15 protein-coding genes are annotated in these 16665 nt (G+C 61.4%); 11 read left to right on the forward strand and 4 right to left on the reverse strand.

Annotation, left to right across the window (positions count from 1 at the left end):
- Positions 1-367: 367 nt before the first annotated feature.
- Positions 368-649 carry a hypothetical protein gene (locus S4A8_RS10560; RefSeq protein ID WP_353220119.1) on the reverse strand — a complete coding sequence of 94 codons (282 nt, stop codon included), beginning with the start codon at positions 647-649 and terminating at the stop codon, positions 368-370.
- 204 nt (positions 650-853) lie between these two features.
- On the opposite strand from S4A8_RS10560, the gene S4A8_RS10565 reads away from it, so the two are divergent.
- Together S4A8_RS10565 and S4A8_RS10570 are read left to right on the forward strand one after the other, a co-directional pair.
- A complete protein-coding gene (locus tag S4A8_RS10565) occupies positions 854-1891 on the forward strand; it encodes a hypothetical protein (protein ID WP_353220120.1) in 1038 nt (345 codons plus the stop codon).
- A gap of 345 nt (positions 1892-2236) precedes the next feature.
- Entirely contained in the window at positions 2237-2818 is a 582-nt protein-coding gene (locus S4A8_RS10570; RefSeq protein WP_353220121.1) for a class I SAM-dependent methyltransferase, read from the forward strand.
- A gap of 9 nt (positions 2819-2827) precedes the next feature.
- On the opposite strand, the gene S4A8_RS10575 is transcribed toward S4A8_RS10570, so the two are convergent.
- The gene (locus tag S4A8_RS10575) at positions 2828-3979 is read right to left on the reverse strand and encodes a glycosyltransferase (protein WP_353220122.1); all 1152 of its coding nucleotides are present in this window, start codon (positions 3977-3979) and stop codon (positions 2828-2830) included.
- Positions 3980-4375: 396 nt separating this feature from the next.
- Here S4A8_RS10575 and S4A8_RS10580 point away from each other — a divergent pair, with 396 nt between their 5' ends.
- Complete coding sequence (locus S4A8_RS10580; protein ID WP_353220123.1) at positions 4376-5239, forward strand: polysaccharide deacetylase family protein; 864 nt, start codon at positions 4376-4378, stop codon at positions 5237-5239.
- A 235-nt stretch (positions 5240-5474) separates the two neighbouring features.
- Here S4A8_RS10580 and S4A8_RS10585 read toward each other — a convergent pair whose 3' ends face one another.
- The gene (locus S4A8_RS10585) at positions 5475-6722 is read right to left on the reverse strand and encodes a glycosyltransferase (RefSeq protein WP_353220124.1); all 1248 of its coding nucleotides are present in this window, start codon (positions 6720-6722) and stop codon (positions 5475-5477) included.
- Between the two features lie 208 nt (positions 6723-6930).
- Here S4A8_RS10585 and S4A8_RS10590 point away from each other — a divergent pair, with 208 nt between their 5' ends.
- The 6 genes from S4A8_RS10590 (at position 6931) to S4A8_RS10615 (ending at position 12812) form a co-directional block, all read left to right on the forward strand.
- Positions 6931-8073: a glycosyltransferase family 4 protein gene (locus S4A8_RS10590; RefSeq protein WP_353220125.1), complete on the forward strand. Its 1143-nt coding sequence runs from the start codon at positions 6931-6933 to the stop codon at positions 8071-8073.
- Between the two features lie 36 nt (positions 8074-8109).
- The gene (locus S4A8_RS10595; protein ID WP_353220126.1) at positions 8110-8883 is read left to right on the forward strand and encodes a lipopolysaccharide kinase InaA family protein; all 774 of its coding nucleotides are present in this window, start codon (positions 8110-8112) and stop codon (positions 8881-8883) included.
- Positions 8884-8916: 33 nt separating this feature from the next.
- On the forward strand, positions 8917-10047 hold the full coding sequence (locus S4A8_RS10600) for a glycosyltransferase (RefSeq protein WP_353220127.1): 1131 nt from the start codon (positions 8917-8919) through the stop codon (positions 10045-10047).
- Positions 10044-11018, forward strand: coding sequence for an ADP-glyceromanno-heptose 6-epimerase (rfaD, locus tag S4A8_RS10605; protein ID WP_353220128.1), 975 nt, complete (start codon positions 10044-10046; stop codon positions 11016-11018). The genes S4A8_RS10600 and rfaD overlap by 4 nt, the downstream gene beginning before the upstream one ends.
- Positions 11019-11128: 110 nt before the next feature.
- The gene (locus S4A8_RS10610; protein ID WP_353220129.1) at positions 11129-12052 is read left to right on the forward strand and encodes a branched-chain amino acid transaminase; all 924 of its coding nucleotides are present in this window, start codon (positions 11129-11131) and stop codon (positions 12050-12052) included.
- Positions 12053-12077: 25 nt separating this feature from the next.
- Positions 12078-12812, forward strand: a complete 735-nt coding sequence (locus S4A8_RS10615) for a 3-deoxy-D-manno-octulosonic acid kinase (protein ID WP_353220130.1) — start codon at positions 12078-12080, stop codon at positions 12810-12812.
- Here S4A8_RS10615 and S4A8_RS10620 read toward each other — a convergent pair.
- Entirely contained in the window at positions 12782-13702 is a 921-nt protein-coding gene (locus S4A8_RS10620) for a lysophospholipid acyltransferase family protein (RefSeq protein WP_353220131.1), read from the reverse strand. The two genes, S4A8_RS10615 and S4A8_RS10620, sit on opposite strands and share 31 nt — an antisense overlap.
- Positions 13703-13868: 166 nt before the next feature.
- On the opposite strand from S4A8_RS10620, the gene hldE reads away from it, so the two are divergent.
- Both hldE and S4A8_RS10630 read left to right on the forward strand, forming a co-directional pair.
- Positions 13869-15311: a bifunctional D-glycero-beta-D-manno-heptose-7-phosphate kinase/D-glycero-beta-D-manno-heptose 1-phosphate adenylyltransferase HldE gene (gene hldE / locus S4A8_RS10625; protein ID WP_353220132.1), complete on the forward strand. Its 1443-nt coding sequence runs from the start codon at positions 13869-13871 to the stop codon at positions 15309-15311.
- Positions 15308-16654 (forward strand): 3-deoxy-D-manno-octulosonic acid transferase, encoded by a 1347-nt coding sequence (locus tag S4A8_RS10630; protein WP_353220133.1) that lies wholly within the window; start codon positions 15308-15310, stop codon positions 16652-16654. The genes hldE and S4A8_RS10630 overlap by 4 nt, the downstream gene beginning before the upstream one ends.
- Positions 16655-16665: the final 11 nt, after the last annotated feature.

Here is a 16665-nt window from a genome sequence, read left to right on the forward strand (position 1 = left end):
GTACGGATGCAACGCGGTCTACGCATGCGGGAGTTCATGGCGCACAGTCACAATGCGAACAAGCGCTCGTGGCGTCCCGCGGACCGTAAGGTTTTTGGCCATGCATTTGATGACTCAAGCCAAGAACAACGTCTCGGCCCTTGAACTACGCCGCCAGCTTGGCGTGAGCTATAAAGCAGCCTGGCGCATCAAGCAAAACTGATGCAGGTTATGGCCGAGCACGAGCCCGGGCGCTGTCTATCCGGGCGTGTGGAGATCGACAATGCGTATCTGGGTGGTGAGCGATCAGGCGGTAAACGCGGCGGGACGCCGCGGACAAGGTCCCATTCGGGCTGGCGGTATCGACAACTGACGATCGTCAGCTGCATCACGTCGTGGTGCGCATTATGCCGTTCGCATCGGCGGTAGTTCCCGACTGGGCCAATACGTCGCTGGCCGCCGATACCGTGGCGCTCTCCGAAGAGTTGTCGGCGTTTCGCGCGCTGCGCGCGAAATTGCCGATCATATTGTCCAGGTGGCGGGCTCCGGCAAAGCAGCGGTGTTCAACCCTGAATTCAAATGGGCCAATGTCCTGCTTGGGAGCCTGAAAAAGGCGATTACTGACACTTACCGCGCCTTCTAAGTTCGCTAAATACGCGCATCGATACATGGCTGATTTCCAATATCGGTTCAATCATCGCTACGATCTGAGGCGCGCGCTAAGTAAAATCATTCAACACGACAGCCCTAGCAAGCGCTGGCCAGAATCGCGACTGCGAGCTGCGGAGTTTTGGGGGGCTAATCGAGAAGGTATATGTTTTTCGTTAGAGACACGTCCGTTACAACGCCGGGGTCGGGGGGGTATCTGCGATCGATGCAGATTGCCGAGCTCGTGTTGGGCGCATCCCATCAGATAGTCGACCTTTCGCAAGGCGTGACCAAGCCTCGAGGTATGCACGACCGCCTGGCGCGGCGCCGTGTAATGCGCTCGTTGGCCGACGGCCCCCACAACGCGCCGGCGGTGTCGGAAAGCCGGCGCAAGAATACGGCGATGCGTTATCAACAGGCGTGCGGCCTGTTCGATTCGGTGGCTCGCGTAGACGGCTTCATCTGGGAGCGCACACAGCGCCATGGCGGTTTCGCCGCTGCCCGCGCACGTGGCATTCCCACTATTGCGGTGGCACACAATATCGAATCGCTCGTTGCCGACGAAGAACTTACCTATGCCAAAGGCGGGTTACACGATCGTTTCGCCGCGGAGTGTGCGCAGCTCGCGCTGGCCGACCATCGTTTCGTGATCTCCGAGCGAGACCAGTGGCTGCTTTCGCTTTTCGGTATCGACAGTTCGGTATTGCCCTATTATCCACCCCAATACCGGCATAGCGTGCTCGCAACGGTGCGCGCACGCCGTAACCCAGGTGACCACCCCCGACGATTCCTCATCATGGGGTCGGCGTATTATCCGCCCACTTATGAAGGCATGCGTTATCTATTGCGCCTGATCATCGATAGTGGGGTGCTGGCACGCGGTATCACGATCGATGTGATGGGGTTCGGCTCCGAGCGGCTGAGACAGGATTGTGATGCGACGGGTATTCGGTTCCATGGAGCGGTCAGCGACGCCGCCATGTTCGATCTTATGGCCGTTACAACCGCGGCGATTATTTATCAACATCATGGTACAGGCGCGTTGACGCGCGTGGTCGACTTTCTATTGGCCGGCGTGCCGATACTCGCCAATCCGGCAGCGGCGCGAAGCTACGAACATTTGGCCGGGGTCAGCGTTTTCTTTGAAGACGAGGACCTTCTCGAACGGCTGAACACATGCACACACGAGTGTGCGCCTGATGTACATTATCCTCAGCGGGCGGCTGAACGTTTCCTGGATACTCTTCACATGAGTGGGATATGAACCTTGTACAAGTTTCTCAGCGAAGAGCCTGGTTTGTTGGCCTGCGGTCGCAGACACAGGCGTTGTTCTCAAGCATTATAGAGAATGGGGTAGTTTGCTCGGACGCGGACGCGTGATGACGCTCTTGTCTTGATGTCCTTGACGAAGTACCTCAAGCGAAAGCTCGGCAGGCGTAAGGCCCCGAATGTGTCCCCCGTTTTCGAGTACAGCATCGCGGCGGCGAAGCGAAGAGTCTTCGATCACCTAAACGCCACATACGGCGGCGTTGTGGCGTATGGGCCATTTGCAGGCATGGGCCTAAACGAGGACAGCTGGTAGGGCGGTTACGATGTTATATCCAAGATTTTGGGCGAGTATGAAGCGCACGTTGTAGATCGGCTTATTTCGCTTTCCAGCGAGGTCGATGGTCCATTCATCGATGTAGGTGCGGCAGACGGCTATTTCGCTATCGGGATGGCGCGTTTAGAAAAGTTTGAGCAAGTAATCGCGTTCGAAAAAAGCGCTGAGGGTCGCCAGGCGCTATCGCGCGCTGTTGCGCTCAATGATTGCGAAGGCATGGTAGATATCGCTTGCGAATTGACCCAGTTCGAAGTGGATGAGCGACTTGGCGCTGATGAGCGCGCACTCGTACTGATAGATATCGAGGGCAGCGAGTACGATTTATTAACATCTGGTATGTTGGCAGCGCTGCGCAGTAGCTATGTACTTGTGGAATTGCACCCTTTTGAGATCGAAAATGGAATCGCTCGCGAGCAGCGCCTGATCGAACGCGCACACGATCACTTCGAGATTGAATTTTTCATCCGCGAAAGCTATGGCCCGAACAAGTTTTCAGAACTGGCTGCCTTCGACGATGACGAGAGGCTTTTGGCGCTCAGCGAGGGGCGTGCGAGCAATATGCGTTGGATGTTGATGTCCCCGAAGTGACGCAATGATTCAAAATCGGTTTTGCGGGCCGCTCTTGTCGGCGCGATCAAGGATTTTTGACAATCTAGCGTTAAAAGATTCAACGGAGTGTCCCTCCGACCGACTCAGCTCGATTGCGGATCGGCTGGCCAACTCGTAAGCTTCGGCATCCGTCGTCCATTTTTCGATACAGTCGGCGATTGTTTCAGGGTCGGGCGCCGCCGGCATACGAACACAATCGAGATCCGGGTCGTAGCAAACGGGGGGCATATCTGGTCGACCGGATGTGTAGTATCTGGCGTAATCTTCGGATTGGATAGTCGGCGCAATCAATTGGGCGGCCGGCGAGTTCCCGAACCACTCCGGGATGCCATCGATACGAGTTGAGATCACAGGGCACGCGGCCGCGCAGGCTTCTCGAAGAACCAACCCGCTTGGCTCATGTAGCGTGGCGTGAACGATGCAGTCTACTTGATCGTAGAAATCGTCGACTTGTTCTATGTGTCCGAGCCAAGTGACTCGGGACGCGATACCGAGCTCAAAGGCGTGTCGCTTAAGGTATGCCTGATTGGGGCCGGTGCCCGCCACATGGAGTTCGCACGGAATACCCCGACGATTGGCGATCGAGATGGCGGATAACGCGAGCGCTACACCTTTGACATCGGTCAATCGGCCTACCACGCCAATCTTTAAACAGCGATTAATTGGCGCAGGTTTGCTCTTTGCGAGAGCGGGGCGTTCGCGCAAGACTGGATTCGCACAGACGAAAATGTGATTTTCGAAACCCCAGTTCAGGGCCAGCATTCGAGCGCTGGCATAAGAGCACGCGATAGCAAAGCTGAAATACTTGTTGGTCCGGTGGTAACCAGCGGGTTGATACCATGCCAGACAGTGATCGTAGTAAATTGCGTTCGATCGCCTGGCAATCCGTCGAGAATAACGATCAGGCAAGCAGTTCCAATAGACTGGCGTGCCGTATCGGAGTACGGCCGCTTGCATGCGACTTCGGCGTAGCAATTTCGGGCGCTCTGGCAACCGTATTGACCCGAAGTGTGAGAGTTGTCGATACGGCGCACTATGATCTTTAAGCGTGAGATCAAATGGACCCAGATCGCAGTCATTAACGGCAATGATACCGTCGGTCGCGTGTTCCGTTGTGTATTGCAGCAGGAGGCGCTCCATGCCGCCAAAAACCGTCGCATTTAAGCAATGAAGCACACCTAGCCCTCGTTACGGCACGTTTGGGCCCGAGTATCAAAACGCTGATATCGCACGGGTCCGAATGGTTGATGATCGTTGTGAGCCTTCTCTACCACTTGAAAACAGCTTTCACGTCTTAGCTCGCCGTTTATACCAGTCGATACAAATCGAAATCGCTGTCTTACGGTCGGTCGCCCAACGCAGTTTGTCCCAGTAAGCCGGTGCCGACGTTCGGGCGGCCCGGATCGCAGCTGAGTGGTTAGGTTTTCGTACGGCTCGATGCTTTCCCAAGTCTAATTCGCTACGTTGTGATACATGCATTCCAGCGGCGTATCGGTAAAAATATGGCGGCATCGATAACCGTTACATAGTTAAGTTATGACCCGTATTCGCTCACGCTATCGGCGCACGTTCTATGGTCACGGTATTGCCGACCCGATGTCGGCACCCGAAATCAGCGCTGACCGCATTACGCACGTGCATCCGGACGATCTCGATGAATTTCTCCGCCGTCACGGGGCGAAAGCGACCATCACGTTCGACGACGGCTATGCGGACAATCTTACGGTGGCCTTGCCGATTCTCGAGAAGTACGACAAGCCGGCCACCGTTTTCGTGACCTCCGGTTTCGTCGAGCGTAGCGAACCGCTGCTCGCGCGCGTAGCCGGCGCGGTCGCGCGGAGCGACGATTGGAGCCGGCCATCGGTCGTCGACTGGCTGGAGACGCCGCCGTCGGCACCGCGCGACTTTTATCAGCTTCTACACGATGCGCTCAAGGCGCTGACGGTGGCCGAGCGACGCTCGCGTCAGGCTGCCCTCATGGCCGACTACGATATCAGTATTGCCGAACTGACCGCGGATTATCTGAGTGTCGAGCAACTCGTCGAACTCGATGCACACCCCTTGATCACCATTGGTGCCCATACGGTCAGTCATCCCGATCTACGCCGAACTACGGATGCCGAACTCGAATACGAGCTGGTGGCTGGCCGGCGTCGCCTTGAGCAATGGCTCGGTCATACGGTGGACACGCTGGCCTACCCGTTCGGCGATACCGATGTTCGGGTTCGGCGTGCCACCGCCGCGGCGGGTTATCGGCGAGCCTATACGACTGCCCGGGACGACTGGCTTAGCGAGGTGCCGTTCCTTCGACCGCTCGATCGGCCGCGTCGAGATCTGGCGTGGGAGGTCTTTCGTATGCGTGAGCGTGATCGCAAACAGGCGGCGCGCTCGGGCGATTGACGCGGGCTGGGATCGTGGCCGCGACGGCTCCTGGTGGGAGCCCCACCTGCGTATGGCGCGCCGTACACGGCGATCTTCCCGGCGCGTGGCTTGATCGCGGCCAACCCGGTGGGGCACCGGCCGTGGTGGACAGGCGCGATACGGGGCCTCGCTGAACTGCGACGTGGGTTGGCAAACGCGTCCGCGATAGCGCGTCAGAGCGAGCCATTCGATTAGAACGCACTATCACGACAAGTCAGGCTGCGGGTATATCCGGGGCAGCGCAGACGCCTTCGATCAGGGCCTCGTATTCATCGATGGCGCGATCGACAGCGAAGTCCGATGCCCGAGCGATGAGTGTATTCCGATCGGTCGGGCTGGATAGCGTCGATCGCATGGCATGCGCCAGTGCGCCGACGTCGCCGACCGGCACGAGCGCCCCGTAGCGGCCGTCCTGCAATATTTCGCGAGGCCCGCCGGGACAGTCCGTAGAGACGACCGGGCAGCCGCAGGCCATCGCTTCGATCAGGGTATTGGACAGGCCTTCGAACGCAGACGATACGACGAACAGCGCGCTGTGGCGCATCCATGCATAGGGATTGTCGACCCAGCCGGGTAAACGGATCTCGGCGGCCAGACCCAGCGTGTCGATGCGCTGGCACAGCGTGTCACGTTCCGGGCCGTCGCCGAGCAGTATCAATCGTGCGTCGACTCCCGAGTGGCGTAGCTCGGCGAACGCCTCGATCAGCACGTCGAGGTTCTTTTCCGGTGCGAGACGTGCGGCGGCGAGGATGACCGGCGGCGCGCCGGGAGCGAACCAGGCATCGTCGATGGGATGCTCAGCGAGACAGGCGAGTTCGGCCGAAACCACCGGGTTGTAAATTCTGGACACGGCCTCGTGCGGCATGCCGATGACGTCCGCGAGGTCTTCGCCAGCGGCGCGCGACACTGCGACACGCGCATCGACCAGCGGATAGAGTCGGCGCATTAGAACTTCATGGCGCTGCATGCGTGCCGCCGTTCGGTTGTCGTGTTGTGCCGCCGCACGGTTGTAGCTGAACAGGCTGTGTTCGATAACTATCGTGGCAACCCGGCGTCGGGCGATTCCGGCTGCCCAGATCGCAAGCAGCGGGGCACGGTCGTGGGCGCTTATCACCACATCGGGCCGCTGCGTTTCCATATAGTCGACGAGCGCGATCAAGCGATGCAGTGGTATGGAGCGTTGCCCGAGCCCGAGCGACCCACGCAGATGGCGAAAGCCCTCGCTTGGCCAGCCGGGAATCAGTCGTCGATAACCACTCCAGCGTGAACGTCGTTTGAGCTCATGTATCGGGATGGTTTCAGGCACGCGCGGCAGATAGGCACCCACTTTACGCTCGAGCAATAGATCGACTCGGTGCCCGCGCTCGACGAGGCCTTTCATGAGCAACAGCGTGGTATGTTCCTGGCCGCCCGCCGGGAATGTGGGCAAGAAGAAAGCGATATGGCGTGTCTGATCTGGCATGGGGCGCAAGGGCCTCCTCACGGACTGGAGTCGGGGTTGCCGAGCAACATATTTTGACGATAAAAAAGCCGCTTAGCCACGGCTGGGCGACCGGCACAGCGCTGGGAACAGTGTATATGGCACAATTGCGCGCCATCGAAGCGCTTCGGACAACTGCTGGATTTCCTACCCCGACGCTGGGCCTCACGACCATGGCAAGCTGATCCGTATGGGCATTCGCATCGGACTGATCTTTAACCGCTACCGTAGCGACGGGGGTACGGAACGTATTACGTCCAGCGTTTTCGATGCACTGGCCGAGGATGATGTGGAATGGGTTGTGCTGACCCGGCGCTGGGGTGGGGAGCTGCCGGCGAACGTCAAGGTGATTGAATGTCGGCCCTTCGCTATCGGTCGGCGCTGGCGGTTACAGGCATTTGTGCGTGCGCTCGAAAGCCAGCTCAGCACGCTGTCGGTCGATTTCATCCAGTCACAGGTTCATTTGCCTCAGGTGGATATTTTTCGGGCCGATGGAGGCGTCCATGCCGAATGGCTCGATCAGCGTCGACGCGGCGCGGAGCCGCTCGCGCGGTGGTGGCGGCGTTTCGGGGGGTATCATCGCGACAAGCTGCGCATGGAACAGCAGATGTATGCCAGCGACCAGCTCAAGGCGGTGATCTGCAATTCCTATATGGTGCGCGATGACATCAGGCGCCGTTTTCCTGACTGTCGAGCGAAGCTCTGGGTTATCGAAAACGGCATTGATGTGGCGTATTTCAAACGCGACGAATCGGCCATCGATATCGGCCGGCGCACCCGTGCAGAGCTCGGTATTCCCGAAGACGCGCCGGTTTTTCTTTGTGTGGGTTCCGGTTTCGAACGCAAGGGCGTGAAAACGGCGATCGCCGCGTTGGCGAAAACCGATCCGCGCGCGCATCTTGTGGTCGTCGGTCGCGATAGCCGTATGGGCGCTTATCAACGGATGGCGCGCGCACACGGCGTGGATGCGCGCACGCATTTCACGGGCTCGCAAGACGATGTGCGTCCATATTTCTGGGCTGCGGATGCGCTGGTCCATCCTGCGCTTTATGAAGCATTCGGCATCGTCATTGCCGAGGCCATGGCCGCCGGCCTGCCCGTTATAGCCTCCGAGCGCACCGGCGCGGCGCGCGCTATGGTCGCGGGCCCGGAAACTGGCTGCTTGCTGGACGCCCTCGATATTGAAGGGTTCGCCAATGCAATGCAGCAATATGCCGAGCGCAATCGGGCGGCCGGCGAACGCAGCCGAATCTCCTGCGAAGCGATCGCCCAGGATTATTCGATTGCCCGTATGCGCCGCGAATTGCTCGAGTTCTATGACGAATTTCGCTGATACCGCATCCTGGCGACGCGGGCGACTGAGCCGCGTATGACGATGACGCTCTGCCGCGGGCTCATGGCGCGAAACGACGTTTGGTGGCTGGACGAAGCCATCGCGTTGCGCCAGCCGGACTTTGCCAACGCGCAAACGATTTACGAGGGATCGTACACCCGTATCAGGCGCCATCCGGGCCAGCCGGCGCTGATAAGCAAACTTTCCTGGGTCAAGAGCGCGCCGCGCGATAACGTACGCAAGTACTGGGCCGCGCAGGCAAAGCGGGAGATGGCGGCGAACCGCATCATGCAGCGACTCGGCATACGGACCGCAACGTTGATCGGCTACGGGATACGCCTGATGCCCTGGTCGCGACTGGAGTCGCTGCTGTTCATGGACGAACTGCCCGCGCACGATACGCTTCGCGTGGTGCTGCGCCGGCTTACCGACGAGCACGGCCGAGCGCTGCTGATCGATCGTATCGCACAGGATATCGCCAGGCTCTACCGCAACGGTTGGCATCACAAGGACTGTCACCTGGAAAATGTGGTGCTGCCGAGAACGGATGCGGCGCGGCCGAATGCGTCATATCCAGACTTGATATGGGTCGATAACGATCTACGCTATAGCGCACGCGCGGAGGTTTTGCGGCGCCGTTTCGATGGCTCGTTGCGGCAGTTGGCGTATACCTCGCGGGATTTCATCTCGCCAGCAGAGTGGCAAGTGTTCGCGCAGCGATTGTCCAGCCATTTGAGTTCTACGCAGCTCGGGCGCAAGCTCTGCGCAACGTCGGTGGCCGCATTCGCGCGAGAGCGCGCCGCTGCGTAGCGCGGCGTGCGACGGTTTCGACCGCGCTTGAACATGACCCGTGACCCTATCGATATGACGCAACCGCGGTTAACCCATGTCAATCTCGCCCGCGGTTTTCGCGGCGGCGAACGCCAGACCGAATTGTTGATTCGCGAGCTGGCCGCACGCGGTGTGTCGCAGCGCGTGGTGGTGCGTCGTGGTGAGGTGCTGTTCGAACGGCTCGCCGATGTGCCCAATCTCGAACGCTTGCCGATCGCCAAGCCGTTTGCCCTGAATGCCCGCTTGGTGCGCGGCGATTTTCTGCATGCACACGATGGCAAGGGCGCGCATTTTGCGCATGCCGCGCATACGCTCGTGGGCTGCGATTATGTGTTTACCCGGCGGGTCGACAATGCGCCCTCGAACAGTTGGACGACCCGGCGCATGTACCGACAGGCGCTCGGCGTGGCCGTATTATCGCGGGCGATAGACCGCATTCTGCAAGCGCGCTTTCCGGGGCTTGCCACCGTGCGTATTCCCAGTGCCTGCGGCGAGTTTCATACCTCGCATCCCGATGTGGCGGCGTTGCGCGCCGAGTTCGGCGGCGATTGCGTGGTGGGCCACGTCGGCGCGCTCGACGATAGCCAGAAGGGCCAGCGCGATCTGATCGCGGCGGCCCATGAACTAAGTGCCGTCGACGCCAGTTGGCGGTTCGTGTTCGTAGGCGGCGGGCGTGATGAGGCGATGTTGCGCGAGCTGGCGGGCGACAATCCGGCGATTCGTTTTACCGGCCATGTCGATAATGTCGGCGATCATCTGGCGGCGTTCGATATCTTTGCCTTTCCGTCGGTCCATGAAGGCCTGGGGTCGGCACTGCTCGACGCCATGCATGCCGGCCTACCGATCGTGGCCAGCGATGTCGACGGCATTCCCGATATCGTGGCCGATGGCGTGGACGGGCTGTTGGTGGCGCCCCGTGACGCCGCTGCGCTGGCCAAGGCACTAAAGCGTTTGCGCGCCGACCCGGCGCTGGCGCGGCGTCTGGCGAACGCGGCAGGGCAGAAATCGCTCGCGTATACTGCCGCCGCGATGGCCGATCGCTATGTGCGCTGGTATCGCGCCCTGGGCCTGGATCTGGGCGTGGCCGACGATATCGCGGGCATCGATCCAAGCAACGAACACAACGGAGATACGGGCCAGTGATCATCGTAACCGGGGCCGCGGGCTTCATCGGCAGCAATATCGTGGCGGGGCTCAATGCCCGCGGCGAGCGTGACATTCTCATCGTCGATGACATGTCCGATGGCCACAAATGCCTGAATCTCGCCGATCTGGACTTCAGCGATTATCTGGAATACGACGATCTGATCGCGCGTGTGGAAGCCGGCGACGAGCTCGGCGACATTCGCGCGGTGTTCCATCAGGGCGCCTGTTCGGACACCACCGAATGGGACGGACGCTACGTCATGGCGCGCAACTATCGCTATTCCAAGAGTCTGCACGACTGGTGCGTGGCCCGTGAAATTCCGTTCATCTATGCCTCGTCGGCGTCGGTCTACGGCATGGGCCCGGATTTCGTCGAACAACGCGATGCCGAGCGTCCGCTCAATATGTACGCGTTTTCGAAGTTCGCCTTCGATCAGTACGTGCGTGCGCAATCGGCCAGAACCCGCTCGCAGGTGGCCGGGCTGCGCTATTTCAATGTCTACGGCCCACGTGAACAGCACAAGGGCAAGATGGCGAGCGTTGCCTGGCATTTTTCGCGCCAGATCGAAGCCGAGGGCGTTTGCCGGCTGTTCGAAGGCGCTGAAGGCTATGGCGACGGCGAACAGCGCCGCGACTTCGTCTATGTCGGCGACTGTGTCGATGTCAATCTGTGGCTGCTCGACTCGGGCGTGTCCGGCATCTTCAATTGCGGTACCGGGCGCAGCCAGACCTTCAACGACGTCGCCGATGCGGTGATCGACTGGTATGGCCGCGGCGAAAAACGCTATATCGCGTTTCCGCAGTCGCTGGTCGGGCGCTACCAGAGCTTCACCCAGGCCAATATCGATGCCCTGCGCGCGGCCGGCTATGGCCCGGCCTTTGCCACGGTCGGCGAGGGCGTGGCTCGCTATCTGGACTGGCTTGCCGAGCGGGGCGACGCTGACCGGGCACTCAACGCGACCGGCTAGCTGCGCTATACACCGAATAGGCTGGCCTGCAAGGGCGCGGGTATGGTCAAATACCCGGCCGCGCCGTATTCATGCGGCGCGCCGCTGTCCGCGTAACAGGAGAAAAGCGCATGACTTCCATGGCCGACCGCGATGGCCTGATCTGGTTCGACGGCGAACTCGTCGACTGGCGCGATGCCAAGATCCACGTACTCACGCATACCCTGCATTACGGCATGGGCGCGTTCGAGGGCGTACGCGCCTACAACACCGATCGCGGTACGGCGATTTTCCGGCTGGCCGACCATACCCGTCGGCTGTGTCGCTCGGCCAAGATTCTCGGCATGCCCATGCCGTACAGCGAGGACGAGCTCAACGCCGCCCAGGTCGCGGTCGTGCGCGAAAACAAGCTCGAGTCCGCCTATATCCGGCCGGTCATCTTCTATGGCTCGGAGGCCATGGGTCTGCACGCGCATGATCTGAGTGCACATGTGGCCATTGCGGCGTGGACCTGGGGCAGCTATCTCGGCGAAGAGAACATGACCAAGGGCATTCGGGTGAAGACCTCGTCGTTTTCGCGCCATCATGTCAATTCGGCTATGACCAAGGCCAAGGCGAACGGGCCGTACTTCAATTCCATGCTCGCCGTCACCGAAGCCAACAAGGCTGGTTACGACGAAGCGCTGATGCTCGATTGCAATGGCTACGTGTCCGAAGGCAGCGGCGAGAATCTGTTCATCGTGCGCGACGGGGTGCTCTATACGCCCGATCTGACCAGCGCGCTGGATGGCATCACACGGCGTACGATTCTCACCTATGCCGAAGAAATGGGCATTCCCTATCGGGAAAAGACCATCACCCGTGATGAAGTCTATATCGCCGACGAAGCATTTCTGACCGGTACGGCCGCCGAAGTCACGCCCATGCGTGAACTCGACGATCGCACCATTGGTGAAGGCAAGCGTGGCCCGATCACCGAGGCCATGCAGTCGCGCTACTTCGATCAGGTCACTGGCAAACGCGACGATCACGCGGACTGGCTGACGTTCGTATAAGGCACGTGCCGCGCGCGTGTCGGATATGACGTTGCAGATCGACCGCGGCGCGCATGGCGAATGCATGATCTGGAACGACGCCGTCGTCGACGGCGTCGATTCCCAGTACTTCGATCCGGCATGGTGGCGCGCCCGTAATGCGCTGCTCGGCGAGGCTGAAGGCCGCGGTGCAGCGTATTTCCTGCAGGGTCTGGATGGCGAGGAGTGGGTGCTGCGCCACAACCGGCGCGGGGGCGCGTTGGCACGTGTTAACCACGACCGGTTTCTCTACACCGGCCTCGAGCGCGCCCGGCCGATTCGCGAACTGCGCCTGATCGCCACGCTATGCGCCCGCGAACTGCCAGTGCCACGACCGATCGCGGCGCGGGTGACCACGCACCTGGGTCTGTATCGGGGTGATGTCATCACGCAACGGATTCCGGCCGCGCAACCGCTGGCCGATCGTCTGGCCGATCAGGCATTGCCCTCGACCGCCTGGCAACGGCTTGGCGCCGTGCTGGCGCGTTTTCATAGCGCGGGTTTATGGCATGCCGATCTGAATGCGCGCAATGTGCTCGTCGATACGCAGGACGCGTTTCATCTGATCGATTTCGACAAGGCCCGTTTGCGCGCGCCGGGCATCTGGCGCCAGGCCAATCTCGATCGTTTTCATCGCTCGCTGACCAAATTCGGCGACGCATCGCTGGCGTTCAACTTTCTCGATGCCGACTGGCGCGCGCTGCGCGGCGGCTATGTATCAGTTTTGGCCGGCGCCTTGTAGGGATTGTAATCGGACAGCTTGAAGCGCTGGTGAAGCCAGAAATACTGTTCCGGTGCCTGGCGTGCGACCGCTTCGATCATGTCGTTGATAATGCGGGCGTCTTCGGCTTCGTCCGTGCCCAGCTGATCTTCGATGGCCGGCAGGATGATCAGCCGGTAGCCGCTGCCATCGTTACAGCGCAGGGTGAAAAAGGGCACCACGCTGGCTTTGCTCATGCGCGCCAGCCGGCTGAGCGCGATATGCGTACGCGCCGGCTGGCCGAAGAAGTCCACGACCGTGCCCAGGCGCTTCGGCGGTTTCTGATCGGCCGCATACCAGACCGCATCCTTGCGGCGTAGTGCCTTGAGCAGACCCTTGACGTCATCGTCACGAATGCTGGAGCCGCCGATATGCGCTTCGCGGCGCGTGCGCATCACGTGATCGACCACTGGGTCGTGCGGGGCCTTGTACATCGCCGTGGTGATATAGCCGAGTTCGCGCAGCGGGCGCTTGGCCATGCGTACACCCAGCTCCAGCGAGGTGAAATGTGCCGACAGCAGGATGATGCCGCGCCCACGCGCGCACGCCGCTTCGAGATTTTCCTGGCCTTCGATATGGGCCAGCGCCTCGATCTTGGCGGTCGGGCCCCACCAGCACAGCGCGGTTTCGATCGCGCCCATGCCCACGGACTGGAAATGACGACGCAACAATTGCTGGCGCGCGTCGGCATCCAGCTCGGGGAAACACAGCCGCAGATTGACCTCGGCGATACGCCGCCGCTCGCCGATCAGGTGATAGGCGAGGTCACCGAATCGCTTGCCCAGGCCCATCTGCAGGCGATAGGGCAGCCGGGCGAGCAGCCAACCCAGGCCCATCAGCAGCCAGCTCGGCCAGTAACGGGGGCTGCTCAAGGACGGGGATTGGGGATCTTGCTCCGGGGCGGGGCTAGCCATGCAAAGCAGCCCGCAGCAGTCGGTCGGCGATCATAGGCACGAACGAGAATCAGGTCGTGGGTCGCGCGCTACACAGCGCGCACAAGGGTTTGTATGATGCGCGAATTGTTCGTCCGGTGAAAGCATGCTCACGGTTCCTTCGTTCGAAAACGCGCGCGTCCTCGTGGTGGGCGACATCATGCTCGACCGCTACTGGTACGGTGATACTGGCCGCATTTCACCGGAAGCCCCCGTGCCCGTGGTGCGTATTGCCGACGAAGAGCGCCGTCTGGGCGGGGCGGCCAATGTCGCGCTCAATCTGGCTCGCGTGGGTGCGCAGACCCGGTTGATTGGCGTGATCGGCGAGGACGAGCCGGGCAGTGCGACCCGCGGGCTGCTCGAGCAGGCGGGTGTGGTCGCCGATCTGATCACCAGCGATAGCCATCCGACGATCGCCAAGCTGCGCGTGATGAGCCGCAACCAGCAGCTCATTCGCCTGGACTTCGAAAAATCGTTCGCCCTCGACGGGGCCTTCAACCGCGCGCAGCTTGTGGCGCGCTATGAAGCCGCGCTGGCACACACCGATGTCGTGATCTGTTCGGACTATGGCAAGGGCACACTCGCCGACGTACAGTCGATTATCGCAACGGCGCGTGAACGCGGTATTCCGGTGCTCGTGGACCCCAAGGGCAGCGACTGGCAGCGTTATGCCGGCGCGCATCTGATCACCCCGAACCTGCATGAGTTCGAAGCGGTGGTGGGGGCGATCGGCGACGACGCGTCTTTGGAGCGCGAAGCCGATGCCCTGCGTACGCGTCTGGGTATCGATGCCCTGTTGGTCACCCGCAGTGAAAAAGGCATGAGTCTGTTCGCCGAAGCCGGCCATTTACATCTGCCCGCCCAGGCACAGGAAGTCTTCGATGTGACCGGCGCCGGGGATACCGTGATCGCCTTGCTGGGCGCCGGGCTGGGCGCCGACATGTCGCTGGCCGACGCGGCCGCGATCGCCAATCTCGGCGCCGGCATCGTGGTCGCCAAGCTCGGCACCGCCACGGTCACCCCCGGTGAACTCAAGCAGGCCGCCCATAGCCAGCGCCAAGGGCGCCGCGGCGTCGTGGATGAAGACGAGCTGGCTGCGATCGTGGCCCAGCGGCGTGCCCGCGGCGAACGTGTGGTCATGACCAATGGCTGTTTCGATCTGCTCCATCCGGGGCATATCGCCTATCTCGAAGCCGCCCGCGCGCTCGGCGACTGGTTGATCGTGGCCGTCAACGACGATGCTTCGGTACGCCGTCTGAAAGGGCCAAGCCGCCCGCTCAACGATCTCGACCACCGGATGCAGGTGTTGCGTGGTCTGGCTGCGGTGGATTGGGTGGTGGCGTTTTCCGAGGATACGCCGGAACGGGTGATTTGTCGGATCCTGCCCGATGTGCTGGTCAAGGGCGGCGACTACACGCCCGATCAGATCGCCGGGGGCGAGTGCGTACGCGCGGCCGGTGGCGAGGTGCGCGTGCTCGAATTCGTCGATGGCTATTCAACGACATCGATCATCGAACGCATGCAGGGCGACACGGCCAAGCCGCGGTGAACACACAGCGCGCCGCCGGTTCGCGCCCGAATGGCCTGGCGGCGGCGCTCGCTGATCGGCTGGTGCGCGGACTGTATACGTTATTCACCTGGGGCGCCTTGCCCGGGGTGCTCGCCTACTTCTTTTGGCGCGGGCGCCGTGAACCGGCCTATCGCCAACATTGGCGCGAACGGTTGGGGCAGGTACGTGGCGTGCCGACAGGCGCGATCTGGGTGCATGCGGCCTCTGTCGGCGAGGCCGTGCTGGTCACGCCGCTGATTCAGCGCTTGCAGCGCGATCATGCGCAGCGTGCGATTCTGGTCACGACCATGACGCCGACCGGACGTGCGCACATCGAGCGCGTATTCGCGGATACGGTTTATTGTCGTTATGTACCGCTCGATACGCGCGGCGCAACACGACGCTTCATGCGCGCCACGCGCCCCGGTCTGGCCGTGATTGCCGAAACCGAACTCTGGCCGAACCTGCTCGCGGCAGCCCGGCGTTACGCCGTACCGGTGGCGCTGGTCAATGCGAGTATTTCGTCGCGTTCGGCGTCGCGTTATCGCTTTGCGTTATGGCGGGCAACGGTTGCCAACATGCTGGCCTCGCTCGCGGCGATTGGCGCGGCCAGCCATGCGCATGCGCAGCGATTCGTCGCCCTGGGTGCCCGTGCGGATCGCACCCATGCCATTGGCAATCTCAAATATGACACAGTCGCCGCCGGCGCAGACGACGTTGGTGCCCGGGACTTGCGCGACGCATGGCACGCCGGCCAGCGCCCGATCTGGGTGGCGGCCAGTACGCACGAAGGTGAAGAGGTCCGGGTGCTCGATGCCTGGGCGAGCCTGCGTGAGCGATTTCCGTCGCTATTGCTCGTCATCGCGCCGCGACACCCGCAGCGCTTCGAAGCGGTTGCCGAGTTGCTAAGCGCCCGCGGGCATGGTTTCGCCCGGCGAAGTTCGCAGCAGCCCGTAACGCCCGATACCGAGATCGTGCTGGCCGACACCTTTGGCGAGGTGCCGTTGTTCTATGCCGCAGCCGACGTCGCGCTGGTGGGCGGTAGTCTGGTGCCTGGTATCGAGGGCCATAACGTGCTCGAAGCCGCGGCCCAGGCCTGTCCGTTGTGTGTCGGCCCGTATGTGCGCGAATGGCGCGATATTGTGGACGCACTGGCCGCCGTCGGCGCGGCGCGGGTATGCGATACGCCAGCGCAATTAACGGTGGCGCTGGCGGCGTGGTTGGCCGACCCATCACAGGCACGCGCGGCCGGTGAGGCCGGCCGACGACTTGTGCGCGAGCGTGCCGGCGCGCTCGATCGCACTGTCAAAATGCTCGAGTCGTTTGCCGGTAATCTTTCATGATGCAGTACTAT

This window comes from Salinisphaera sp. S4-8, from assembly GCF_040361235.1.
Lineage (GTDB): Bacteria > Pseudomonadota > Gammaproteobacteria > Nevskiales > Salinisphaeraceae > Salinisphaera.

Bases quoted from the DNA above. Each gene is read 5' to 3' on its own strand.
- S4A8_RS10580 (WP_353220123.1), top strand. From the start codon at position 4,376: ATGACCCGTATTCGCTCACGCTATCGGCGCACGTTCTATGGTCACGGT.
- hldE (WP_353220132.1), top strand. From the start codon at position 13,869: ATGCTCACGGTTCCTTCGTTCGAAAACGCGCGCGTCCTCGTGGTGGGC.
- S4A8_RS10590 (WP_353220125.1), top strand. From the start codon at position 6,931: ATGGGCATTCGCATCGGACTGATCTTTAACCGCTACCGTAGCGACGGG.
- S4A8_RS10585 (WP_353220124.1), bottom strand. From the start codon at position 6,722: ATGCCAGATCAGACACGCCATATCGCTTTCTTCTTGCCCACATTCCCG.
- S4A8_RS10560 (WP_353220119.1), bottom strand. From the start codon at position 649: ATGTATCGATGCGCGTATTTAGCGAACTTAGAAGGCGCGGTAAGTGTC.
- S4A8_RS10600 (WP_353220127.1), top strand. From the start codon at position 8,917: ATGACCCGTGACCCTATCGATATGACGCAACCGCGGTTAACCCATGTC.
- S4A8_RS10595 (WP_353220126.1), top strand. From the start codon at position 8,110: ATGACGATGACGCTCTGCCGCGGGCTCATGGCGCGAAACGACGTTTGG.
- S4A8_RS10575 (WP_353220122.1), bottom strand. From the start codon at position 3,979: ATGGAGCGCCTCCTGCTGCAATACACAACGGAACACGCGACCGACGGT.
- S4A8_RS10610 (WP_353220129.1), top strand. From the start codon at position 11,129: ATGACTTCCATGGCCGACCGCGATGGCCTGATCTGGTTCGACGGCGAA.
- S4A8_RS10565 (WP_353220120.1), top strand. From the start codon at position 854: ATGCAGATTGCCGAGCTCGTGTTGGGCGCATCCCATCAGATAGTCGAC.
- S4A8_RS10615 (WP_353220130.1), top strand. From the start codon at position 12,078: ATGACGTTGCAGATCGACCGCGGCGCGCATGGCGAATGCATGATCTGG.